Here is a 25,456-nt window from a genome sequence, read left to right on the forward strand (position 1 = left end):
TCCGGCGGGATCTTCGATCGACCCTACAAGATTCATCCCAAAATGATGCAATGCTTTTTCTTGAGGCTGTATCCTTTCCATATCTCTATCTTCGCTCCCCTCCCCTACCCCTGTCAGTCGGAAAAGTCGGATCGTAAAGTCGGAAAAGTCGGACGCCCTGGTTTTACTATCTATCTTTAGATGGAGCAGATCGACAGCATGACTGGCACTGTTATCTGTCTTTTGGTAGATGCTATTAATAGTATGTTGGGAATATAGGCATAAAGCAAGTCGGAAAAGTCGGATCATAAAGTCGGAAAAGTCGGATCTTTGCCTAATGGGCATATTTCTGAGTGAGAATTACACTATCACGCGCTAAAATACATCAGTGATAATACTGAAAATTAAGGGAATTGTCGGCGCTAATCGGCGGATGTTTTTATGTGACCATATAAAAACTAATCAAGGCTTGTCTTTTGGATCAAGACAAGCCTTGATACTGAGTTATACGGTTGTCCGCTAGGTAGCGAACTCAGATTTATGAAAAATGAACCCGTTTTTCAGATTTGTTAAGAGCTTTATGTATGTCAAAGACTCGATGTCGTAGGCGTCGAGGGGGTGACAAGCAACTTAAAAGCCATGTACTGACAAGGGTTTAAGCCATCGCCCTCACAAAGAATTAAGCGGGCGCGATCGCGTTTTTCGGGTTTCGACAAGGTGGAATCACGATCGGGGGCGATCGTCCAGGAGCGTAAGTGTCAATAAGTCTGTCATAATAACTATTAGGAATTTCTCCACCGACTTAGTACGGTGTATAACTCAAAGCTAGGGTGCAAAACTGAAAAACCTTACCCGATGAGATTGATTTGTATATGACTTTTGAAGAAGCTCTAGAATTTATCGAATCAGCCTTAGAGTCCAAAACCAGTAAACCGTTAAATTTTCTTGAGCAGGAAATCTTAAAAGCTGCTTGGAAAAACGCAACTTATAGTGCTGTTGCTGACAGTTTGTACCTCAGCATAGGACATATCAAAGATTTAGCAGCCATCCTGTGGCACCGGCTTTCAGACGTAATGGGAGAAAAAGTTACGAAGAATAACTTTCGCTCTCTGCTAGAGAAGCAAAACACCACAAGTGAGTTCGCCGATGCCAAAGGCGAAGGCAAACTTATGGCGATGGCTGCGGCTGAAACAAGTGACATCAATCAATTAGAAACTCCCAAAGGTAACATCTTAATTGTTGATGACCTCCCAGAAAATCTGCGTTTTCTAACAGAAATTCTCACTAAAAATGGGTATAAAGTTCGCTGCGTAACCAATGGTGCGATGGCCTTGAGAACAGTTCGCAATCATCCCCCCGATGCTATATTGCTGGATATTAAAATGCCAGATATAGACGGCTATCAAGTCTGCGAAGCCCTCAAATCCGATGAAAAAACCTCAGAAATTCCGATTATTTTCTTAAGCGCACTTGACCAAGTATTTGATAAAGTCAAAGCTTTTAAGGTAGGAGGAGTTGACTATATCTCTAAACCTTTTGAGCCGGAAGAAGTGCTAGTTCGCCTCGATACTCAGGTCACTATCCAGCAGCAAAAACGCCAGCTTAAAGAAGCAATCGAGCGACACCAGCAAACCGCAGAAATTGCCTACCAATCTCGCAGCCTGCTGGCAAATTTGCTAAATTCATCTCTGGATGGAATAGCCGCAGTGCAGGCGGTGAGGGGAGATATCGCTGGAGAAATTGAAGATTTTCGCTGCTTGGTAGTTAACCCTGTCTTTGCCAGACTCTTAGGGAAAAAACGAACAGAACTCGCGGGGGAACCCGTGCTCAAAAAACTGTTTAATCAATTAAGTCCCGGAGTCTTTGATTTATTAGTAGAAGTTGTTGAGACTGGAGAATCGCTTGAAGGAGAGGTTCATCTAGAAAGTGATTACCTGGGCAAATGCTATTATTTCACTGCTGTTAAATTGGGAGACGGTTGCTCAATTACCATCCGCGACCTTACAGACTTAAAACTGTCGGCATTAAAGTCAATGATGGAACAGAACCAACCCCGTGCTATCAAATAGCATAAACGGGGCTTACGCAATCTTACCCAGAAACCGGGTTTTTTAGCGAATCAACGGGCTGCAACGCGTCTTTTCGTCAGGATTTACGCACTCCGACGCCTAGAAACCGGGTTTTTTAGCGAATCTAGGGACTTTAACCAAGTATTATCGTAAAAAAACCCGGTTTCTGACCACCCGTGTGTAATTCCTAAAAATATCATCATTCACCAACCAAGGATTCAGTTAAATCGAGAATCTTCTCAAACTGAAACCTCGTCACCCAATTTCTGAGAGTTTGAAGCTCGAAAGCGTGAGATTCAGGAATCTCCTCAAGGAGTTGACAAACTAATTCCGCATCAGCGTCCATAGCTGCTTCATATAATTTTACTATCCATTCTTTTGACATCGCTGCTAATAAATCCGTGAAATTTAACGATTCTCCAGTCACATTAGAAGGGGGAGATGGTAGCTCTTGCTCCTGATAAATATAAAGGACGCCCAAATGTTTAGTCATGATGTCAAAGATGGCCTCTGTGTGGAACGGTTTTCGCACAAAATCATCACAACCAGCCGATAAAATAACTGCCTTTTCTTCTTCCCACACGCTAGCAGTAATAGCAATAACAGCAGTAGCTTGACCTTTGATAGTGCCTTTAATGCGTTTCGTGGCTTCATAACCATCCATAACGGGCATTCTCATGTCCATCCAGATCAGATGAGGTGAGTAGGAATCCCAAATTGCAAGCGCTTCAATACCGTTACTCGCTTCTTGCACTTCAAAACCAACAGGTTTGAGGAGTTTAACTAACAGTTGCCGATTGTAATCTCGATCGTCCACCACGAGGATGCGATATTGGGGTTGGTTAGGCGCTAGCGCAACGACGCGACGACTTTGGGGTTGATTTTGAATTGTGCTGGCATCAGCGATGCCCACAGGAATGTCAAATTTAAATGTTGTACCCGTTGTGTCTTCTAAAAATTCCTTGAGAGGCATTCCAGGGGTGAAAGCTTTACCGTGACTAATGACTGTTATTTCACCTCCCATCAAGCGGACAAATTGACGGCTAATCGTCAGTCCTAATCCGGTTCCTTGCTGCACTTTTTGACCGGATGCTGTTTGCACGAAGGGTTTGAATAGATTCTCCATTTCCTCTACTGCAATGCCAATTCCCGTATCTTTTACTTCAAAGGTAATGGTTGTTGATTGTGGGTTGTTGGTTGTTTTAGTTTCGGCTTCTATTGGGGTTTTTACCTGTTTGTTTTTTACTTTTAAATACACACTTCCAAAAGCGGTAAACTTAACGGCATTACTGATTAAATTAATCAGCACTTGCCGCAACTTAATTTCATCAGCGTAGATATATTTAGGAACATCGGCAGCACATTCAAATCGTAAGTCTAAGCTTTGAGCGATGGCTTTTAAGGCAAACATATCCTCAATTTCAGCTAAAAAATGATGAAGGTTCAAATTATTTTTAGATACCGTCATGCGTCCAGCTTCAACTTTAGAAAGGTCAAGCACCTGATTAATTAGAGATAATAAATGCTCTCCACTGCGCTGAATGATGTTAAGGTTCTCTTTTTGTTCAGTTAACAGATTGGTATCCTGATTCATCAGTTGCGAAAAACCCAGAATGGCATTCATGGGAGTTCGCAATTCGTGGCTCATGTTGGCAAGGAAAATGCTTTTGGCGAGGTTGGCGGCAACGGCTGCTTCTTTGGCTCGTTCGAGTTCTGCTTCAACTTTTTTGCGCTCACTAATTTCCTGTTCTAAGCGGACATTTTCGATCAGCGTTTTTTGTGCCTGCTTGCGATCGCTAATATCTTGAAAAGCTGCGATCGCGTACTCTACATTACCCGTCTCATTGAAAATTGGCGTACTCGTTGCTTCTACAAAAATGCTCCCGTCGCTGTGGTGGAGTTCCAAGTCATCCGCCTGAGCTTTTTCACCGCCAAGCGATCGCACCAGGGGCAACTGTTCGACTGGATATATCTCCCCTGTCCCTGCCCGATAAATGTGATAGGTTTTTGAGAGTTGCTCGATTTCGGCTTTTGGTAAATCTTGAATATTCAGTAACTGCTGTGAAACTGGATTGGCGTAAACCAGTTGTCCTTTGGCGTCGTGAACGGAGATGCCTAGAGGTATAGCATTGAGGAATTTATTCAGGCGATTTTGGGTAGATTGTACCTGAGTATAGAGTCTAGCGTTGGTAAGGGCGATCGCCGCTTGACTTGACAGCAGTTTAATTAGTTCTAGGCGATCGGGTGTAAAAACCCCATCTGCTAAATTATTTTCCAAGTAAACAATTCCAATTAATTGCCCTTGATTGATCAGAGGGGCGCACAGGATAGACTTGGGCTGCTGTGTTTTGATATAAGCATCTTGGGTAAATCTGCCTTCACGGGAAACATTGGTTTCAATCAATCCTTCCTGAGTCCTTTCAACATAGTGAATAATCGACAAAGGCAAACAGGTTTCTATAGGAGTCGATTGCAAAACCATCACCCGATCTGAGTTAGCCTCACCTGAAGCTTCGACTCGCAGTTGTCCTTGAGACTCTAAAATTAGATAGCCAGTTTGTGCACCGCAGCTTTCCAGCAGGATTTTCATCAAAGTGGTGAGGAGTTTATCTAGCTCAATTTCACTGGCAATTGCCCCAGATGCTTTCATCAATGCTGCCAAATCCAGCGTTTCACCTGAAATGCTGTTAGATGTATCAGACAGGCTGTTGCGCGATTTATCCGACAAATTGGCTTTCGTAAAACGCTTTAAAAGTTCTGGATACTGTCGTTCCAAATCAGTGATTTTAGCTGTTGCACCCCAACGTAAATAGCAGTAGTAAGCATTTGTCATATAGGCTTGGGCAACTTGCTCTTTTCCCCAAGCGATGTAGAATTTGGCAGCCAATTCATTAGCCAAAGCCTCTTCGTTGAGGTACTCATGTTCTTTCGCTAAGGCAATAGCGCGATCGTAGTAGTCGATCGCCCTAGCCTTTTCACCCAAAACTCGATGCCGCTCTGCCTCCACTAGATAGAATTTATGGAGGTGAGTCATCGGAGCTGAACTCGCCCATTTCTCGATCTTTTTCTGATTGGATTCAACCTTTTTCAGGATTTGTTTTTGCTCATATTTAGAAACATCAAAATATATAGCAAGATGAGTAAGGGAATTGTAAAAATGAGAAAGAGGAACAGAGCCCACAGCACTGTTTATATTTTTTTCAACCAAGGCGGCATTTTCCAGGGCTTGCTGATAGTCTTGAAAAAGATAGCCGAGGTATAATTTAAAAAAATAGATAGAGTGACAAATATTTGTAGTATTCGCCGCCAAATGAATGGGCAGCATTTTTGTTTCATCATAGCTTTCACCGATTAAACGGCACTTATTTTCAGCCCGACCCATTAAGTTCAATACGACCTGCCACTGGAGTTGATTGTAATAAAAGAATGTTTCTTGATTAAATTGCAGGAAAGCGTTACTGTACATAGCCATCTCGCGTTCCAGCCTTGTCAGTTCCTGGCCCGCTACCAGGGAATAGTAGCAGTATGCGCCGGCTGAAAAAGTCGCATATTCTAAATCTCCGGTTTCCCGTCCAATCAAGTAAGCATCTAGCAAAGGGGCTAAGCTTTCCCTAATATGCTCGTGCCAATGTCTAATAAAGTAATTAAAGATAAATAATGTCCGAGATTTAAGTCCTTCAACTTTGAATTTATCGACTAACAAGAGAGCAAGTTTTCCAAATAGATAGCCGGAGTTAACATCGTTTACGACTTCTCCAGAAAGAATTAGTCCGTAGGTAGCATAAGCATAGGATGACACCGGAGTATTACCATAATTTACTGATAAATTAACCTGTTTAAACACGATCAGCGGAAACAATTCTGGTGTGGCAAAATAGGCAGCAGAAAGCATAATTGATAGGATACGCATGGCGGCTATTTTGTCAGGATCAGTCATTTCTGGCAGGTCGATCAAGTCCTCGATTCGTTTCCCTGCTAGCCCGATCTTTGTCCTGGCGAGTGCAATGATAATATCTAATTTATTTGGGTTCTTGGGAAAGCGAATTCCCAACAGCTTTAATACTGAAAGTGCCGTCTCTATCGCTTCTAACGGTTTGTTTTGTGCTGTATAGGCTTGAATCTTGACTTCATAGACTTTCACTTTGTCCAGCAATGAAGTAGCTTGTTGAAGCACAATGTCAGCCAATTTTTCCATGTCCTCAACGTGACCACTCAAGATAGCAGCTTCTACTGTTTCCACATACAGTGCTAGACTTAGGTCATACTGACGAAGCCAACTATCTGCACTCAGGCAATTTATACCAATGCTTAAGTAATTCCATGCCGGTTTCCAAGCTGCTGATGCCTTCGCTTTTTTGCCAGCAATTAGATTTAATGGAGCAAGTTTATCTTTTTCTAACTGAACGTCAATTGTTTCAATACCAAAGTTGAGCTGATTGACAATATCAAAAATCTTTTGTTGGAGTACCTGTGGTGGTGTATTTTGTAACAACAGTTGCCCGACTTTCCAGTGAACCGCTTGCTTGTCGTCTGGGGGAATTAGGGAATAGGCGGCTTGCTGGATGCGATCGTGAGCAAATTTATAAGTAATTTTTAAGTCATTGGCCTCTCGGTTTGTTTTCAGGAATTTGTAATCATCTCCAAGGGGTAATATCAATCCTGCTTGAATAGCATTCCATAATTCATCAGCCGTTTGTTTTTGAGAAGTTTCATTAATAATTGAAAGCGTTTCTAAATCAAATTGGTTGCCAATGCAAGCGGCTAATCGTAAAACTTTTTGTGCGGAATCTGATAATGTTTGAATTTTATCGGCCATGAACTCAACAACGTTATCAGTAATATTCCTCGTTATAATTTGCTCTAAATCCCAATACCAAGCCCCAGCATTTGGATCAAAATTCAGCAATTGCTCTGTATAAAGTGACTTGAGAAACTCTTTAATAAAAAAGGGATTTCCTTGTGTTTTTTGCCAAACCAACTCGGCTAATCTTTGCGTAGGGACGCACTCGGTTTTCAGCGTATCCGCAATGAATTCATTAACCTGGCTTAAATTCAATGGTGAAAGAGAGAGATGATTAATTACTACTCCCTGTTTTTTCATCTCAGATAAAGTCAGCATAGTAGGATGAGTTGCACTGACTTCGTTATCTCGATAAGATCCGATTACAAACAGATATTGAGTAGTAAAATCGGTCATGATCAACTGGAGCAATTGCAACGTAGCGCTGTCTGTCCACTGAAGGTCGTCTAGAAATAGGACGAGGGGATGTTCTTTTTGGCAAAAAACTTGAATAAAATTTTGAAAAGCTAAATTAAACCTATTTCTTGCTTCTGTTGCAGGTAATTCTGGGACGGGATTCTGTTTGCCAATAATCAGTTCCACTTCGGGGATGACATCAATAATAATTTGTCCGTTGATTCCTAATGCACGTCGAATCTTCTCTCGCCAATGTTGTAATTGGGGTTCAGTTTCGGTGAGCAATTGTCGCACCAATTCTTGGAAGGCCGCGACTAAAGCTTGATAGGGAATATCGCGTTGCAACTGGTCAAATTTACCTGCAATAAAGTAGCCGCTTTTTTGAGTTATGATCTTATACAGTTCCTGAACTAAAGCTGATTTACCAATACCAGAGTATCCCGAAATTAGCATGAGTTCAGTTTGTGTCTCTACGGGTCGATTTTGTGACTGAGTTGTCGTTGGGTTACTCAGGTTATTTGCTAAACCAGCCCCTACTTGTTTTTCTTGTCTCGACGCTAGACGATCAAAGGCACTCAATAAGGACTCAATCTGTGATTCTCTCCCGTACAGTTTTTGAGGGAGTTGCAATTGAGGATAAATATCTTGGTATCCCAAGGAAAAAGCTTGAAATTTACCATTTCTAAATTGAGCGAGACAAGTTTTTAAATCTGCGTTGATTCCCCAAGCACTTTGATATCTATCTTCCGCCATTTTGGCCATTAACTTCATGACAATTTCTGAGACAGTCAAGGGAATTTCTGGATTATTTTCATGAGGTGGAGTGGGTTGTTTTGCAATATGGCAATGGACTAACTCAAGTGCATCAACGGATTCAAAAGGCAACTGGTTGGTTAGCAGTTCATAGAAAGTAACGCCAAGAGAATAAAAGTCAGTGCGATAGTCTAGTGAGCGATTCATCCTGCCTGTTTGTTCTGGAGACATATAAGCCAATGTCCCTTCTAGAAGATTAGGACTTTTGAGGCTGGGATTCTCTTGGGATAGGATGGTAGATAAGCCAAAGTCAATAATTTTTAATTTTCCAGTTTGAGGATTCAAGACAATATTAGATGGATTGATATCTTTGTGAATGACATTTTTTTGATGAACTTTGCCTAACGCATCTGTGATTTGGATGGCTAGGTGGAGAAACTCTGGTAATGCCAAGGGACTGCCATCCAGCAGGATTTTTAAGGACTCTCCTCCAAAATCTTCCAACAACATGAGTTGTGTGTTATCGTATTTTCGCAGTTCGTAGGCTTTAATCGTTTCCTCTAGGTTGAGAAGGCGAGTGATTTCGTATTCCTGCTGATAGCGGTAGAGTTCGGCTGGGGTGGGGTAATCCTCTTTGAGGAGTTTCAAAATTACAGGTTGCTGATTAGATTTGAGGATGCCTCGGTATACGAGGGAATTAGCACTTTCGTAAATCTGGCTGACAATTGTGATATCTGGCAGTGAAATCATGTTGGGAATTATTGCTGCCTAAAAAAGTTGAGTATACAAATAAATATAACATGGGGAGGAGCGGGTGAGAGCAACAGTAAACTCGCTGCGAATATACATCCTTGCCTTACACCCCCCACAACTCCGGATCTTTTATTATTGCTTTTTTGCTCTGGACTTACTTACGCTATATGTATGGTACAAGTGTACTGGCACTTGAAGCGTCTAGCTATTGTACGATCGCCAAAAATGAAAATTTTCGTAACGGGCAATAATTAATGATAAAATAGCTTAAGGATTCAGTTACCCAATTGTGGTAATCTGACAACAATCCACTTTCATTCTCGATCGAGTGCGTGCAGCTATGCGAATCGGTAAAATTTTACAAAAGTTTCTGCTTTTCACAATAGCGTTAATTTTCGCAGTATCGCTGTTAATTAAAGTTACTAAATTTCACAATTATTTCGGCATCAACCGCGCCGATACCGAAGTGAAAGTTGTTGCCCTCACCTACGACGACGGGCCCTATCCTCCCTATACAAATCAGCTTTTAGATATCTTAGACCGCTATAAAGTTAAAGCAACTTTTTTTGAAATCGGTCGCAATATTGAGAAACATCCAGAAATCGTGAAAATGATTGTGGCGAGGGGAGATGAGTTGGCAAACCATTCCTACTCTCACAAAGATATGATGTTTAAACCCCAGGAAGTTTTGCTGTCTGAGATTGAAAAAACGGACAAACTTTTGCAGGAAGTTGGGGTGAAGCAAGACAGTATTAGTTTTCGGCCACCTTGGGGTAGGCGATTTGTAGTTTTGTCTTATTTGTTATCCCAAATGGACAAAAAACTGATTATGTGGGATGTGGATTCCCAAGATTATGAAAAAACACTCACGGCGGAAGATATCGCAAATCGGGTGATTGACAATGTGCGACCGGGTTCGATTGTGGTGATGCACGACGGTGGGGGCGATCGCTCGAAAACCGTAGCAGCAACTGAGATGATTGTCAAGGATTTGCAGTCGAAAGGTTACGAATTTAAAACTGTTTCTGAGTTGTTGAAATAATAGTAGTAGGGTGCGTCAGCTTCGATTATTTTCGCGACAAACCAACAATCTTATGCTGACGCACCAAAAAATAAACGGTGCGTCAATATCAGACTTTTGGTGCTATCGAGAATGTCAACACTGACGCACCCTACTACTTAAATCAAAGATTGTTGACCACATAATTAGCAATTTTTATGCTGCCGCCCGATCGCCCCATTCTCTCTAAACCATTTTGAATGCAACTGGCTAAATATTTATCATTTTGCAAAGTGCGATCGACGGCCCTTGCAGTTTCCTTGAGAATATCAGAATTTGCTGGTTGCGTGCCAATAACCTGCACGGAATCACCTAAAAGCCGATTTTGAGCCTCCGCAAACCGATAGGTAAAGGCTGGGCCGTTTCCCGGTACTGCAATTACAGGTTTTCCCAAGCCCACAGCTTGTTCGACAGCAGTTCCAGTCATCCCAATTACTAAACTCGACTGCTGCAAAATATCGGCGAAAGCATCGGCCCAGCACATCACTTCGACTATTTTTTCTTCATGAAAAGACCGTTTGATTGCTGGAAAAATCAGCTTTCCCGATCGCATTTGCCATCCGCATCGCGCCGCAATATCCTCTAATTGAGTCATTAAATCCGGAACTAAAGCAGCCCGAAACTGCACCGGTACAGTAGAGTTACTAGCAATTTTTTTAACCAGTTCCAGGAGCAAAACGAGGTTGTTAGTGGCTTCCCGGAGGCGAGAACCTGGGAGAAGGGCGATCGTCCGAACTCCGGGTATTAACTGCAAATCTTTGCCCGTAGAATTGAGGTTGTCCATGACAGGATTGCCGACAAACTGAGCTTTCTTTAAACCCTGTCGGTTTAAGTCAGCAGCAGTCAAAGCATCTCTAGTAAAAACCGCCAGACATTTCTCTGAGCAAAGCAACTGCCACAAGATTAAACCCAAATCGACTCGCCCCTCGTAATAACTAGAATGGGCCGATAGAAAAATTATATAGGGGCGGTTGCTGGCATGGGCGATCGCCGCCGCGACAATATCCCCAGTGGCCACCACCAAATCGCAGTGGCGCGAATGCGTCCAAACAGCCTGCAATTGCTGCCAAGTCAAAGCAATCAGCCCGGCCCCAATATCTTTGAGGAAAAACAGGGGATTCATGTAAAAAACTCCCCCAGACGGCATTTGACTGGTGGGCCCAATAATGGGCACGGTTGATCGGCGGTAAGCAGCCCCGTCACCTACAATCGGCATCGCCGAAACATCAACATCCGTGCCAGATGCTCTCAAAGCTTGGAGAATTTGACAGTTAATCGCGTCTTCCCCGTGGCCGTTGCTGAGGAAAAGTATCCCCTTCGATTTCATAAAATCCAATCAAGATCAGGCTTTTTAAACTCATTTGCGCGATCGCTACCTGCCGACCGGCTACGATTTTGTTACTCTAATTTAAATACATTGTGGAAGTGAAACAGCGTGAATATTGAAATTGGGCGGGGCAAAAGTGCTCGCCGAGCTTACGGCATAGATGAAATCGCGCTTGTACCAGGACAGCGCACCCTCGATCCGAGTTTGGCAGATACCAAGTGGCAGATTGGCGGGATCGATCGAGAAATCCCGATTATCGCCAGCGCAATGGACGGAGTAGTCGATGTCCGCATGGCCATTTTGCTGTCGGAATTGGGAGCAATGGGCGTGCTCAACCTAGAAGGAATTCAAACCCGCTATGCCGACCCCCAGCCAATATTAGAGCGCATCGCCAGTGTCGGGAACCACGAATTTGTTTCCCTGATGCAGCAACTCTATGCCGAACCCATCAAGCCAGAATTAATCGAGCTGAGAATTAAAGAAATTAAAGCAGGAGGAGGGATTGCCGCCGTCAGCGGTACACCGGCGGCTGCGAGCAAATACGGCCGGGCGGTTGCTGAATCGGGAGCCGATATATTTTTTGTGCAAGCAACAGTAGTCTCGACAGCTTTCCTTTCCCCTGAGTCGATCGCGCCTCTAGACTTAACTCAATTTTGTCAAGAGATGCCGATACCAGTAATTTTGGGCAACTGCGTCACCTACGAAGTCGCCCTAAATTTAATGAAAACTGGCGCCGCGGGCATTCTCGTGGGCATTGGGCCGGGGGCTGCTTGCACATCTAGGGGCGTATTGGGTGTCGGCGTTCCCCAAGCCACAGCGGTAGCAGACTGCGCCGCCGCGCGGGACGACTACTATCGCGAAACTGGCAAATACGTGTCGGTGATTGCTGACGGCGGTTTAATTACCGGCGGCGATATCTGCAAGTGCATTGCCTGCGGTGCCGATGCAGTGATGATTGGTTCGCCCTTTGCCAGGGCTGCCGAAGCTCCTGGCCGCGGCTTTCACTGGGGGATGGCGACTCCCAGCCCAGTTTTGCCGCGTGGCACTCGCATTCGCGTGGGGACTACGGGTACTGTGGAGCAAATTTTGCGCGGGCCTGCAGTGCTAGATGACGGTACGCACAACTTGCTCGGAGCTCTGAAAACTAGCATGGGTACCTTGGGCGCTAAGGATCTTAAGGAGATGCAGCAAGTGGAAGTGGTAATTGCTCCTTCTCTGCTGACTGAGGGTAAAGTCTATCAAAAAGCTCAGCAGTTGGGCATGGGTAAGTAGATTTACCGATCGAATACCAGTATACCTTGACAAAATTTGTTCCACAGTCTCGAAATTTACAGAATATTGTGGAATTATCGAGAAGGAGATGTCACAATAGAAGAAGCGGAGACGCATGTTTCCGTTCACTCCTCACACCACACTCCGCCCGGACTACTGTTCGGGCGGTTCCTTTTTTGCCGAAAATCTTCGCTCTTGCTTACTAGGTACAGGGCTGAGGCTCTTAGCTCCGGAGAGGGGGAGAGTGGGAAAGTGGGGGAGAGTGGGAGAGTCTGGGGGTGGGAGAATTTTTTTTCTACATAAGTGCATTCTGCCTTGGGAAACATCAGTGCCTTGGGAAACATCAGTGCCTTGTTCCTTCAGGAATGAGAATTAAATAACTTCCACTCTTGAAAGTGGGATGGGCGTCCCGCCCGTCCAAAAAAGACGGGCGGGACGCCCATCCCACAATAACAATTAAAATTGTAAGTTATTTAATTCGCGATCCTCAGAAACCTTGTGCCTTCTTCCTTCTACCGTCTTCCCTCTTCCTTCTTCGTTCAGAAGCCTTCTCTTAAAATCGTTGACCGAAAGCAGACTCAGTACCCAGAAATAAAAAACCTGTATCCGAGGAAACTTGCCGAACGTATTTATCCGTGGGGTCAATGCTTCAATTCTTTAATCTAAAATCTAAAATCTAAAATCTAAAATCGATTGACGCAAGTGGTTACACTTTTTGCTAGACTTGTTATCCGAGAAATAGTATTTACAAGGATGGCTAGGGATGTCAGCAGCCGCGCAAGTAACCGACTCTACCTTTAAGCAGGAAGTGCTCGATAGCGAAGTTCCAGTTCTAGTGGATTTTTGGGCTCCCTGGTGCGGGCCCTGTCGGATGGTGGCGCCCGTCGTAGACGAAATTGCCCAGCAATATGAAGGGCAGGTCAAGGTAGTAAAAGTTAATACCGACGAGAATCCTAACGTGGCCAGCCAATACGGTATCCGCAGCATTCCGACGCTGATGATATTTAAGGGCGGTCAACGTGTGGATATGGTGGTTGGGGCAGTTCCGAAAACTACTCTGGCCAACACTCTGGAAAAGTACATTTAACTGAACTGCGAGGGGTTTCGCGCTGTTCTTTGTGGGCCGCGAAAGCTAACTCGCTTCAGAACCGGGGCTAAGCTACGGGAAAAGTTATTAGTGGCCAGCATGGCAATTTGCTGGTGGCTATTGGCTTCTAACTTTGGCTTGCCCCTTAATTTTTAGTAGCGACAATTTGTTACCGTTTCGGAAAAATTCATGATTCGTTCTGGGTCTGGTCAAGGTTTTGAGTCCCTCCAAGCTGAATTGATCGATTTGCTCGATCGCTTGCCAATGTTGAAGCACTCTGAGTGGATCGAACGATCGCTCTCTACTATAGTGCAAATGGCCGGAGAGGATCTCGATCGCCTAGACTGGAAGATTATTGCGGCGTCGCTCCGAGATATGGAGAGCGCTTTTGAGATGTTTTATCCTTACCGCCACGTTCGCAAAATTGTGATTTTTGGTTCGGCAAGGGTGTCACCGCAATCTGCGGAATATTTGATGGCCAGAGACTTTGCGCGGGCGATGGCCCAGCAGGGGTTTATGGTGATTACTGGCGGCGGCGGGGGAATTATGCAGGCGGGGAACGAGGGGGCGACTGCTGAACGTTCTTTTGGGCTGAACATTCAGTTACCTTTCGAGCAGAGTTCTAATCCTTTCATTGCCGGCGATCCCAAATTGCTCAATTTTAAATATTTTTTCACTCGTAAGTTATTTTTTCTCCGGGAAAGCGATGCTTTAGCTCTGTTTCCGGGCGGTTTTGGCACTCTGGACGAGGCTTTTGAGTGTCTGACTTTGACTCAAACTGGCAAGTTCGGGCCGGCTCCTTTGGTATTGATCGATCGACCGGGAGGAGATTATTGGCTTGATTGGAATTATTTTGTGCAAAAACAATTGCGGGGCCGGGGTTTGATTTCAGCCGACGATCGCAGCCTGTATACGATTACTGACGATGTAAATGTCGCTTGCGAGGCGATCGGTAGTTTTTATCTGGTTTATCACTCCTGCCGCTACGTGCGCGAAAAACTGGTAATTCGCTTGAAAACAGAGCTTTCTGAGGAGAATGTCGATCTGCTAAATACTGATTTTAGCGATATTGTTGTCACCGGAAAAATTGAAAAAAGTCAAGCTTTGCCACCGGAAATAGGAGATGCAACTTTCGATCTGCCGCGCCTGACTTTGCATTTCAACCAGCGGGATTTAGGGCGGCTTTATCAGCTAATTGCTGCTATAAATCAAATGGGTGCAGCTTCGCCGGCTGCCGCGCGTCCAGCACAAAAGTAGTTATTAGTCATTAGTCATTAGTCATTAGTCATTAGTCTGTAGGGGCTGGGTTCACGAGAAATAGTTGTAACTAACTCAGGGGATAAATAAACCCGCCCCTCTGATGGAGATAAATTTGACCACGAATTTCAAAGGTGGTACCCGCCACGTGATTTATCCGTGGAATCAATCCCAAATCTAAAATCTAAAATCCTCAAGAAAGAGCATTTATCTCGCGCAAGTCAATCGAAAATCGAAAATCGAAAATCGAAAATCGATTGACCGACAATCTTTTGACAAAATTGATAGGCTGCATTTATGATAATCAACACTAATAAATTATCAATCAGCAGTAAAAAAACTAATAACTAATGACTGCTGACTACTGACTCAAAATGCTAGACCTGCTGCTAATTAGCGCTTTGGGATTTCTCGGCAGTTTCGGTCACTGCGCGGGGATGTGCGGCCCGCTGACAATGGCGTTTTCTCTTTCTAATTCCGGCAACGATAAATTAGCTGCTTTCCGCTTTCACCTGCTGCTGAATTTGGGAAGAATTGCTGCTTACGCTTTGGTTGGTGCTGCAATTGGCGGGCTGGGTTCGGTGTTAATTGCTGGCGGACTTTTGGCAGGTACGGGTAGCGAATTGCGGCGGGCGATCGCACTTCTGACGGGCACGATGCTGATTTGGTTCGGAGTAGTGCAAATTAAACCGGGTTTGCTGCCGGGATTGCCACTGCTGCACCCAATGTCGCACGATCGAGTCGGACAAGCAATGAGCAAGCTTTCGGCGCAAAAAAACTGGTGGGTGCCGGTTGCTTTGGGTTTGCTTTGGGGTTTGATTCCCTGCGGTTTCCTCTACGCGGCGCAGATTAAGGCGGCGGAAACCGGAAACCCGGTTTTGGGTGCGGCGACGATGCTGGCTTTTGGACTGGGCACCTTGCCAACTATGCTGGGAGTGGGTTTTTTTGCTGGCAGATTGAGCGCGGACAAGCGCAGTCAACTGTTTCGTGCGGGTGGTTGGGTGACTGTGGCGATCGGGATTCTTACCTTGCTGCGAACCGATGAAATGGTTGATTTTACTGGCCACGCAGCGCTGCTGTGCTTGATGCTAGCACTGTTGGCGCGTCCGGTGAGCAAGTTTTTGCCGCAAATGCTGCGCTACCGCCGCGCCTTGGGTGTGGGCGCGTTTGTCCTCGCAGTCGCCCACACGTTTCATATGCTGGATCATACGCTGAAATGGAATTTGGATGCTGTGTCCTTCATGTTGCCACAGCATCAGTTGGGAATGGCGGCTGGGATGACGGCGCTGCTGTTGATGTTGCCGGCGGCGGTTACAAGTTGCGATCGCATTCAAAATTATTTAGGCCAACTGTGGCGAATGCTTCACCTGTTAAGCGTTCCAGCTTTCTTGCTGTGCGCTGTACACGCGGCACTCATCGGTTCCCACTATCTCGGCGGTTTTGAATGGAAGTTGCACAATCAACTGCTGACAGCGGTGTTAGCGGTGGTTGTGGTGTTAGTTATGTTTGTGCGATCGCGTTTATTTTGGTCAATTTTATCACTGGAGAAGTTCTATGTTTCGCCTGTCAAACAAAAGTAAAAATTTAGGATTGTTAGTTTTTTTAGGATTGCTAATTGAAGCAGCAATTCCGAGTGCGCCGCAGTTAAACTCAATTTCTGTTTGGGCGCACGAAGTCGAAGTATCCGCAGATGTAGCCGCTACCTTTCACCTAGAACCCAACCACAACCCCCGCGCCGGACAGCCTGCGAGAGTGTGGTTTGCCCTAACTCGCAGGGGCGGTCAAATTATCCCACTAGAGCAGTGCAATTGCAAATTAGCGGTTTATCCGAAAGAGCGCAAAGAAGGAGATAAACCCCTGATGCAGCCGCCTTTAAAAGCCATCTCTGCGGAAAAATATCAAGGAATACCAGGAGCAGACATCGTGTTCCCCAAGGGGGGGATTTACGAACTTGAATTGAGCGGAACAGCCAAAAATAAAGCTAATTTTAAACCCTTTAAACTGACTTATACAGTCACGGTTCGCTAAGATAATATTTCCCTCACCGAACATAAATCTTGTAGGGGCGGGTAAACCTGCCAATAAATGCCTAAAACCCACAATCTCATAAACCCGCCCCCACCCAACGACAAAGCAGAATCTACCTATTTTAACATACAAAAAAAATACAACCGAAATCTGTATAAAACCTTAAAAATTCCCCACTCTACAAAATGTCACAAATTTTTACACTACATTATAACCAGTGTCCATTATGGAATTTGTGCAAGCTAACCTCTTTTGAACTGAGCAAAGGAAATAACGATGGATATCTTATCTAACACCGTGGCGCTATCACGGATGCAATTTGCGCTAACCGCCATATTCCATATGCTGTGGCCAGTTCTGACTACGGGAATGGGAATTTATCTGGTAATTGTTGAAGGAATGTGGCTGAAAACTCGCAATCCCGACTACTACCATCACGCTCGTTTTTGGTCTAAACTCTACGTCCTCAACTTCGGTATTGGAGTAGCTTCAGGAATTCCGATGGAATTTCAGTTTGGCACGAATTGGGCACCATTTTCCGAAGCAGTAGGTGACTTTTTTGGCAGCATTTTAGGCTTTGAAGCTTCAATGGCATTTATGCTAGAAGCCGGCTTTTTAGGCATTATGCTGTTTGGTTGGGAGCGCGTTAACCCGATCGTCCATTATTTCGCTACAATCATGGTAGCCTTCGGCGCTAACCTATCCACAGTATGGATTTTAGTCGCTAACTCTTGGCTGCAAACTCCTGCCGGCGGAGAAATGGTCAATGGCAAGTTTATTGTCAGCGATTACTTTCAAGCAATTATGAACCCGTTCGCATTAAACAGCATTCTCCATATGTTTTTTGCGACGTTAGAAACTTCGCTGTTTGTCATTGGGGGAATTAGCGCTTGGTACATTCTCAATAAGCGCAACCAAGCCTTTTTTTCCAAGTCTTTAAAAATTGCCATAGCGACAGCCATCGCCGTTGCACCTTTGCAAATATACATCGGACATTTGAGCGCCGAACAAGTTTATCACTATCAACCCACTAAATTAGCAGCAATCGAAGCTAAGTGGGAAACCTCACCAGCGGGAGAGTCAGCCGATTGGACTTTGCTAGCTTTGCCTAATGAAAAAGCCCAAAAAAATGACTGGGAAATTAGCGTACCCAATGGCTTAGGATATGTTCTGGAATTCAAACAAAAACTCTCCGAACCCGTACTCGGATTGAAGGAATGGAAGCCAGAAGATAGACCCCGGATGGTGGGTTTAATCTACTATTGTTTCCGCATCATGTCCGGGATTGGCTTCTTCTTTTTAGGACTGATGCTGTTCAGTATAATTCAGTGGATGCGAGGAAAACTTGCTGCTGAAAATATTAGCAGTCAACCTTGGCTGATGCGCGCTTGGGTATTAGCTGCTCCCCTGGGATATATTGCTGTAGAATCGGGTTGGATTGTGCGCTGTGTCGGCAGACAACCGTGGGCTTTATACGGGCAAATTCGCACTGCTGACGCGGTATCCAACATCCCCGCCAGCAATGTTTTAACTTCTCTCAGTTTCTTTGCCGTTGTTTACAGCTTTTTGTTTGTTTGTGCCTTGTATTTTGGCAGCAGAATTATCCGCAAAGGCCCTAATTTAAGTCTGCCTGTGCCAGGTTTAGACAATGAACCTGCAATCGAAAGTCAACCTGCAGAACACATTCCCGATCAACGTCCCGTAGAAGCACAACAATAGGAGATTTTATGCAAGCTTTGGAGCATTTTCTCCCGCAAGTTTGGTTTGTAGTTTTGGCTTTGTTTCTCCTGCTATATGTCATGCTAGACGGTTTTGACTTAGGAGTAGGCATCCTGTCTTTGACTGCTGACGACGAGGAACGCAGGGGCATTTTAATGACGAGTTTGGGCAACGTTTGGGACGCGAACGAAACGTGGCTGGTGTTGATGGGAGGCGCTTTATTTGGCGCATTTCCCCTAGCTTACGGCACGATTTTGACAGCGCTATATATACCGATTTGCATGATGCTTTTTGGTTTGATATTTCGCGCTGTAGCCTTTGAATTTCGGGAGCATTCTAATCGCAAATTATTCTGGAATTATGCCTTTGGTGCTGGCAGTTTTTTAGCAGCTTTAGCTCAAGGATTTGCCCTCGGTGCGGTGCTCGAAGGCATTGCGGTTGATGAAGCAGGTCACTTTGTGGGTACTACTTGGGACTGGCTGGATTGGCGATCGATCTTGGTTGCTTTGACGCTGATTCAAGGCTATGTTTTGATCGGTTCAACCTATCTAATTATGAAAACGGAGGGCGAACTGCAAACAAATCACTATCGCACGGCTAAAATTGCGGCGGTGACAACTTTAATCGGAGCGATTTTAATTACGATCGCCACTCCGATTTTTTACGAAAGTGCTAGATCCAGGTTGTTCGAGAAACCCCTAGTTTATGTCTTTGCCACGATTCCTTTGTTGGGAGTGCTTTTGGTGGGACTGCTGCTGAAAAGTCTCGCAAGTAAAGAAGAACGAACCCCGTTTATCTGGACGATTCTGATTTTTTTGCTTACTTTCATCGGCTTGGGATTGATTGTTTTTCCCTACATTATTCCCTCGCAAATCACGATTTACCAAGCCGCAGCTTCGCCCAGCGCCCTGGTATTTATGATTGTGTTTATGGGCATTCTGATCCCGATTATGATTTTTTACAACATCTACAATTATGTTGTGTTTCGGGGTAAGGTTGTCGGTGGACACTACGGGGAATAAAGCATAATAAAACCGCAGATGCAGGCTAATGTACGCAGATAGTATCAAGTTTATATCCTGGTTTATCTGCGTATATTTCCGGTTAAAAATTACAAGTAATTGTTTTCTGATACCATTACAACTTACGCAACCATACTATACATAAAATAGCGTAAATAGTGCGGAGTAGGCAAAGGAACTAATTTAGGATTAGCGATCGCACGTCATGCGATTTGAAATTTGAGATTTGATATTTGAGATTGCTCACACGGATGAGTCCGGGACTTGCGATCGGGATGCGGAGATTTTTTCACAGGTACACGGATGAATCCAGGGCCCCGCAGCAAATTGCTTTCGGTCAAATAATAGTTGATAAACATCGGGGAAAAATTACAGTTAATTCTGTCCCTAGCGAGGGTGCAGAGTTTGCGATCGCTATCTTTGTCCAATAATAAAATACAATGGAATGGAATGGAATGTTTTAATTTAACTGTTGTATAATATAGGGTCAACAAGTTATGGATGCGATCGCAAATTTGTCAGGTTATCAGATTACAGAGCAACTTTATGCAGGTACACGTACCCTAGTCTATCGAGGCATCCGTACCCGCGATCAATACCCAGTCGTCATCAAACTGCTGCGAAACGAATACCCCACCTTCAACGAGCTCGTCCAGTTTCGCAACCAATATACCATTGCCAAAAATCTCGACTTTCCTCACATCGTCAAACCCCTGACGCTGGAAGTATACCAGAATAGCTATGCCCTAGTAATGGAGGACTTTGGTGGAGTCTCCCTATCTACTTACCTCCAAACAGCAACAAATCAAACCCAACCATCTCCAGCTTTACCTTTAGCAGAATTTCTCCAACTCGCCATACAACTAACAGACATTATTCACTATCTCTACCAAAACCGAGTCATTCACAAAGATATTAAACCCGCTAATATTCTCATTAATCCCGATACCCAAGAAATTCAACTAATTGACTTTAGTATTGCATCCCTCCTACCACGAGAAACCCAACAAATCCAGAACCCTAATATCTTAGAAGGAACATTAGCCTATCTCTCCCCCGAACAAACAGGACGGATGAATCGAGGCATTGACTATCGTAGTGACTTTTATTCCCTGGGTGTGACTTTTTATGAATTGTTGACAGGAAATTTGCCATTTATCTCGGATGATCCGATGAAATTGGTGCATTGTCACCTCGCCAAACAGTCGATACCGATCCATCAAATAAATCCCGAAGTTCCCCTAATTTTATCGAAAATTGTCAGTAAGCTGATGGCGAAAAATGCCGAAAAACGCTATCAAAGTGCATTAGGACTCAAGCACGATTTAGAAAATTGTTTATTTCAGTTACAAAAAACAGCCAAGATAGAAGATTTTGAGCTCGGAAAGCGAGATATTAGCGATCGCTTTACTATCCCCGAAAAGCTCTACGGTAGAGAAAAAGAAGTTGCTCAACTATTAGCTGCCTTTGAGCGAGTCAGCCTGGAAGCAACAGAAATGATGCTAGTAGCAGGTTTTTCGGGAATTGGGAAAACCGCGGTTGTCAATGAAGTTCATAAACCCATAGTCCGTCAGCGCGGTTATTTTATCAAAGGCAAATACGATCAATTTCAACGCAACATTCCCTTCAGTGCCTTTGTGCAAGCCTTCCGCGACTTAATGGGTCAATTGCTATCAGAATCGGATACCCAAGTGCAAACATGGAAAACCAAGATTTTAGCAGCAGTGGGAGACAACGGACAAGTCTTGATTGACGTGATTCCTGAGTTAGAACGTATAATTGGCGCTCAACTTCCTGCAACAGAATTGTCAGGAAGTGCCGCCCAAAATCGCTTTAATCTGGTCATGCAGAAATTTGTGCAAGTTTTCACGAGCAAAGAACATCCTTTAGTGATGTTTTTGGATGACTTGCAATGGGCGGATTCAGCATCCCTGAATTTGCTACAATTATTGATGATGGAGACAGGATATTTATTAGTATTGGGCGCCTATCGAAATAATGAAGTTTCGCCAGTACATCCATTTATTTTGACAGTGGATGACATAGTTAAAACAGGGGCAACAGTTAATACGATTACTTTGCAACCGTTAAGCGAACCAGATATGAATCTGTTGGTGGCGGATACGCTGAATTGCGAATCATCCCTTGCCAAACCTTTAACAAAATTAGTCTATCAAAAAACTCAGGGAAATCCTTTCTTTGCCACTCAGTTTCTCAAGGCATTACATGACGATCAGCTAATTAGCTTTAATTGGGATATTCGGCATTGGCAGTGTGATATTGCCCAAGTCAAAGCCTTAGCTATCACTGATGATGTGGTTGAATTCATGGCATTGCAATTGCAGAAGTTGCCGCCAGAAACTCAGGATCATCTCAAATTAGCTGCTTGTATTGGCTCGCAGTTTGATTTGAAGACCTTAGTAATTGTCAGTGAGAAATCTGCTGGAAGGACGGCTACGGCTTTATGGAAAGCATTGCAGGAAGGTTTGGTGATTCCCACGACCAAAATCTATAAGTTCTTTACCCAATCGGATTGTGATGAAGTTTTCCAGGCTTCAGCTAATCCAACTTATCGATTTTTACACGATCGCGTCCAGCAAGCCGCATATTCGCTAATTCCCGATTCCCAGAAAAAAGCAACTCATCTCAAAATCGGACAGTTACTCCAGCAAAATTTATCAGAAATAGAGCAAGAGGAAAAACTATTTGATATTGTCAGGCATTTGAACCAAGGAGAAGAGTTAATTACCCAACCGAGCGAACGAGAAGCATTAGCTCAACTAAACTTAAAAGCGGCACAGAAAGCCAGAAGTTCTACAGCTTATGCTGCGACAAGAGTCTATGTGCAAACCGGGATAGAGTTACTGACAGCTAACTGCTGGCAAACTCAGTATGAATTGACCCTGAATCTCTATGTTGCTGCTACCGAAGCCGCTTATTTGAATGCTGACTTTGACAGCATGGAACAAATGGCAGAATTGGTATTGCAAAAAGCTCAGTCGATTTTAGACAAAGTTAAAATTTACCAAATTTCAATCATTGCACAGACAGCTCAGGGCAAAATATTAGAAGCGATCGCCGTGGGCAGAAATGCGCTAGGGCAATTAGGGGTTGAACTCCCCACTGAACCTGACGAAGCCTCGATCGGCAAAGCACTACAAGGCCTGGCTGCCCAACTCCAAGACAGACGGATTGAAGAATTAGCTAATTTGTCAGTAATGACCGATGCCAAGGCTAAGGCAGCAATGGAAGTGATGGCAATGTTGTTTTCACCCATTTTTATTGGAATGCCTGGTTTGCTGCCCCTACTTAGCTCCGCTATGGTGAGTTTATCGCTCTCCTTTGGGAATACATCCGCATCGACGGTAGGGTATGTAATTCATGGCATGGTGCTGTGTGCCTTTTTCTCAGATGCAAAAACGGGCTATGGTTTTGGCAAATTGGCGATCTCATTGTTTGACAAGTTCAATGTACAGGAATTCAAATCCGTAATTGCAAATCTATTTGGAAGCTTTGTTCAGCATCACCAAGAAGCCGTGAGGGCAACGATACCCATGTTGAAAGCTGGATATACCGCTGGCATGGAAACTGGCGATTTTCTTAGCGCAGGCTTCAGTATATTGGATTATTTCTACGCCAACTTTTTCAGTGGGGTAGAACTGGACACTTGGGAGCCTGAAATAGCAGGTTATAGCGCTGCCTTGGCTCAGGCCAAACAATATACTCCTCTGGCTTATTTGGATATGAAGCGGCAGACGGTACTGAACTTGACAGAAGCCGTTAGTCAACCGGATTGCTTAATGGGAAGTGCCTACGATGAAACCGTGATGCTTCCTAAGCACTATCAGGATAATGAACTCAGTGCGATCGCTCTTGTCTACATTTACAAACTGCTGCTTGCCTACTTAGGCGGCAATTATCCGGCTGCCTTAAACCATATTTGCCAAGTCAAGCCGTATTTGATGGCATTATCGGGATTGGTTCATGTTCCGGCTTTCCATTTCTATGCAGCCCTGACGTACCTGGCAGTGTTTTCCACACAGCCAGAAACCGAGCAAGCTGATATTCTGGCCTCTGTGGAAACCCATCAAACGAGTCTGCACCAGTGGGCGCAAAATGCTCCCATGAATCATCTGCATAAGTGGTATTTAGTTGAAGCAGAACGGCAGCGGGTTTTGGGTTACAAGGCAGATGCACTGGAAATGTACGATCGCGCCCTATCCCTCGCTAAAGAAAATCAATTCATCAACGAAGAAGCCCTCGCCAACGAACTAGCAGCGAAATTCTACTTGGAATGGGGCAAAGAAAAAGTAGCTCAAGCCTACATGATTGAAGCGTATTATTGTTATGCCCGATGGGGAGCTAAAGCCAAAATAGACGATTTAGAAAAACGTTATCCTCGCCTACTCGCTATTATCCTTCAGCAATCTCAATCATTTAGTTCCTTTAAGGAAACGATCGCCCGGGGAACGATTACTTCTACTCAATCTTCTAGCAGCAACTCTGAATTTCTAGATTTGCCTACTCTAATCCAAGCCTCTCAAGCCATTTCTGGGGAGATTGAACTAGATAAACTCCTGACTACTCTCTTAAAAATAGTGATGACAAATGCTGGCGCCACTAAGTGTGTCTTATTGCTCAAACAAAAACAGTATTTACAGGTAGCGGCTCTTGTAGCAGAGGGACAGGAACCTGAGCTATTACCATCAATACCTCTAGAATCAAGTAAGGATGTAGCAATTAGTTTGGTTAACACTGTCAAGCGTAGTTTGAAACCTGTGGTAATAGTTGATGCTAGGGTAAGTTCCCAGGTTGCGAGCGATCGCTATATTGAACAGCACCAGCCGATCAGTGTTCTTTGTATTCCAATTCTTAATCAAGGGCAGTTGATTGGGATTTTATATCTAGAAAATAACCTGACGGTTGGCGCATTTACGAGCGATCGCATTGAAGTGCTAAATTTGCTGGCTTCTCAAGCTGCTATTTCCTTAGAAAATGCCCGTTTGTATCAAGAATCTCAACAAGCATTTACCGATCTCAAACAAGCACAAATAAAAATAGTTCAAAGCGAAAAGATGTCAGCCTTGGGAAACTTAGTGGCTGGGGTTGCTCACGAAATTAATAATCCAGTTGGTTTTTTGGTTGGTAATATTCAACCCGCTTTAGATTATATCAAAGATTTGTTTGGATTGCTCGATTTGTATGAACAAAAATATCCGCAACTCGATCCAGAGATTCAAGAAGAAATCGAGAACATCGATCTGGAGTACATCCGGGAAGATTTACCGAAATTAGTAGATTCGATGCGGGAAGGCGTGAAGCGGATTCGGGATATTAGTACCAGTCTACGGACATTCTCCCGTGCCGATACTAACTATCCCATAGCTTGCAATATCCACGATGGCATCGATAGCACCATTATGATCCTGAAACATCGGCTCAAGGCTAACGATACTCGTCCAGAAATCAAAGTGATTAGGGAATATGGGAATTTGCCACAAGTGGAGTGTTATGCCGGACAGTTGAATCAAGTATTTATGAATTTGTTAGGTAATGCGATCGATGCTTTGGAGGAATCAAATCAAGGACGGCATTATGCAGAAATAGCCAATCAAATTACCATTAAAACCGACATTTTTGTGGACAATAAACAAGCAATAATTCGCATTAAAGATAACGGTTTGGGCATGAGTGAAGCAGTGCGAGAGAAGATTTTTGATGAGTTATTTACTACCAAGGAAGTAGGCAAAGGAACGGGGTTGGGATTGGCGATCGCACGGCAGATTGTGGTAGAGAAACACGGCGGTACAATCGAGGTAAATTCTGTATTGAGAGAAGGGACGGAGTTTACAATTTTATTGCCAATGAAAGGATAATAATAGCTTGATAGATGGCAATCTTTCTCTTCAAAAGTGAAAAAAAAATAAAAGCGG

The 25,456-nt window shown here is 44.2% G+C and carries 13 protein-coding genes; 11 read left to right on the plus strand and 2 right to left on the minus strand.

Annotation, left to right across the window (positions count from 1 at the left end):
* Positions 1-851 precede the first annotated feature (851 nt).
* Complete coding sequence (locus tag QUB24_RS11950; RefSeq protein WP_333153372.1) at positions 852-2,048, plus strand: response regulator; 1,197 nt, start codon at positions 852-854, stop codon at positions 2,046-2,048.
* A 199-nt stretch (positions 2,049-2,247) separates the two neighbouring features.
* Here QUB24_RS11950 and QUB24_RS11955 read toward each other — a convergent pair whose 3' ends face one another.
* Complete coding sequence (locus QUB24_RS11955) at positions 2,248-8,748, minus strand: AAA family ATPase (protein ID WP_333153373.1); 6,501 nt, start codon at positions 8,746-8,748, stop codon at positions 2,248-2,250.
* 343 nt (positions 8,749-9,091) lie between these two features.
* On the opposite strand from QUB24_RS11955, the gene QUB24_RS11960 reads away from it, so the two are divergent.
* Positions 9,092-9,793: a polysaccharide deacetylase family protein gene (locus QUB24_RS11960; RefSeq protein WP_333153374.1), complete on the plus strand. Its 702-nt coding sequence runs from the start codon at positions 9,092-9,094 to the stop codon at positions 9,791-9,793.
* A gap of 142 nt (positions 9,794-9,935) precedes the next feature.
* Here the strand turns inward: QUB24_RS11960 and QUB24_RS11965 are convergent, their stop codons facing one another.
* Positions 9,936-11,138: a lipid-A-disaccharide synthase-related protein gene (locus QUB24_RS11965; protein ID WP_333153375.1), complete on the minus strand. Its 1,203-nt coding sequence runs from the start codon at positions 11,136-11,138 to the stop codon at positions 9,936-9,938.
* Positions 11,139-11,246: 108 nt separating this feature from the next.
* On the opposite strand from QUB24_RS11965, the gene QUB24_RS11970 reads away from it, so the two are divergent.
* The 9 genes from QUB24_RS11970 (at position 11,247) to QUB24_RS12010 (ending at position 25,399) form a co-directional block, all read left to right on the plus strand.
* Positions 11,247-12,410, plus strand: coding sequence for a GuaB3 family IMP dehydrogenase-related protein (locus tag QUB24_RS11970; protein ID WP_333153376.1), 1,164 nt, complete (start codon positions 11,247-11,249; stop codon positions 12,408-12,410).
* A 763-nt stretch (positions 12,411-13,173) separates the two neighbouring features.
* Complete coding sequence (gene trxA, locus QUB24_RS11975; RefSeq protein WP_006631199.1) at positions 13,174-13,497, plus strand: thioredoxin; 324 nt, start codon at positions 13,174-13,176, stop codon at positions 13,495-13,497.
* A gap of 189 nt (positions 13,498-13,686) precedes the next feature.
* Entirely contained in the window at positions 13,687-14,754 is a 1,068-nt protein-coding gene (locus QUB24_RS11980) for an LOG family protein (protein ID WP_333153377.1), read from the plus strand.
* A 374-nt stretch (positions 14,755-15,128) separates the two neighbouring features.
* Positions 15,129-16,334: an urease accessory protein UreH domain-containing protein gene (locus tag QUB24_RS11985; protein WP_333153378.1), complete on the plus strand. Its 1,206-nt coding sequence runs from the start codon at positions 15,129-15,131 to the stop codon at positions 16,332-16,334.
* Positions 16,309-16,782, plus strand: coding sequence for a hypothetical protein (locus QUB24_RS11990; RefSeq protein WP_333153379.1), 474 nt, complete (start codon positions 16,309-16,311; stop codon positions 16,780-16,782). Before QUB24_RS11985 ends, QUB24_RS11990 begins: the two co-directional genes overlap by 26 nt.
* Before the next feature lie 276 nt (positions 16,783-17,058).
* Positions 17,059-18,501: a cytochrome ubiquinol oxidase subunit I gene (locus tag QUB24_RS11995; protein ID WP_333153380.1), complete on the plus strand. Its 1,443-nt coding sequence runs from the start codon at positions 17,059-17,061 to the stop codon at positions 18,499-18,501.
* Between the two features lie 8 nt (positions 18,502-18,509).
* Complete coding sequence (gene cydB, locus QUB24_RS12000; protein ID WP_333153381.1) at positions 18,510-19,523, plus strand: cytochrome d ubiquinol oxidase subunit II; 1,014 nt, start codon at positions 18,510-18,512, stop codon at positions 19,521-19,523.
* Between the two features lie 233 nt (positions 19,524-19,756).
* Positions 19,757-19,954: a hypothetical protein gene (locus QUB24_RS12005; protein WP_333153382.1), complete on the plus strand. Its 198-nt coding sequence runs from the start codon at positions 19,757-19,759 to the stop codon at positions 19,952-19,954.
* Positions 19,955-20,020: 66 nt separating this feature from the next.
* Positions 20,021-25,399, plus strand: coding sequence for an AAA family ATPase (locus tag QUB24_RS12010; protein ID WP_333153383.1), 5,379 nt, complete (start codon positions 20,021-20,023; stop codon positions 25,397-25,399).
* Positions 25,400-25,456 lie beyond the last annotated feature (57 nt).

The sequence above is a fragment of the Microcoleus sp. B9-D4 genome, assembly GCF_036705105.1.
GTDB lineage: Bacteria > Cyanobacteriota > Cyanobacteriia > Cyanobacteriales > Microcoleaceae > Microcoleus.

Excerpts from the sequence above, each read along its gene's own strand:
- trxA (WP_006631199.1), top strand. The coding sequence starts at position 13,174 with ATGTCAGCAGCCGCGCAAGTAACCGACTCTACCTTTAAGCAGGAAGTG.
- cydB (WP_333153381.1), top strand. The coding sequence starts at position 18,510 with ATGCAAGCTTTGGAGCATTTTCTCCCGCAAGTTTGGTTTGTAGTTTTG.
- QUB24_RS11995 (WP_333153380.1), top strand. The coding sequence starts at position 17,059 with ATGGATATCTTATCTAACACCGTGGCGCTATCACGGATGCAATTTGCG.
- QUB24_RS11960 (WP_333153374.1), top strand. The coding sequence starts at position 9,092 with ATGCGAATCGGTAAAATTTTACAAAAGTTTCTGCTTTTCACAATAGCG.
- QUB24_RS11990 (WP_333153379.1), top strand. The coding sequence starts at position 16,309 with ATGTTTCGCCTGTCAAACAAAAGTAAAAATTTAGGATTGTTAGTTTTT.
- QUB24_RS11965 (WP_333153375.1), bottom strand. The coding sequence starts at position 11,138 with ATGAAATCGAAGGGGATACTTTTCCTCAGCAACGGCCACGGGGAAGAC.
- QUB24_RS12010 (WP_333153383.1), top strand. The coding sequence starts at position 20,021 with ATGGATGCGATCGCAAATTTGTCAGGTTATCAGATTACAGAGCAACTT.
- QUB24_RS11955 (WP_333153373.1), bottom strand. The coding sequence starts at position 8,748 with ATGATTTCACTGCCAGATATCACAATTGTCAGCCAGATTTACGAAAGT.
- QUB24_RS11950 (WP_333153372.1), top strand. The coding sequence starts at position 852 with ATGACTTTTGAAGAAGCTCTAGAATTTATCGAATCAGCCTTAGAGTCC.
- QUB24_RS11985 (WP_333153378.1), top strand. The coding sequence starts at position 15,129 with ATGCTAGACCTGCTGCTAATTAGCGCTTTGGGATTTCTCGGCAGTTTC.
- QUB24_RS11980 (WP_333153377.1), top strand. The coding sequence starts at position 13,687 with ATGATTCGTTCTGGGTCTGGTCAAGGTTTTGAGTCCCTCCAAGCTGAA.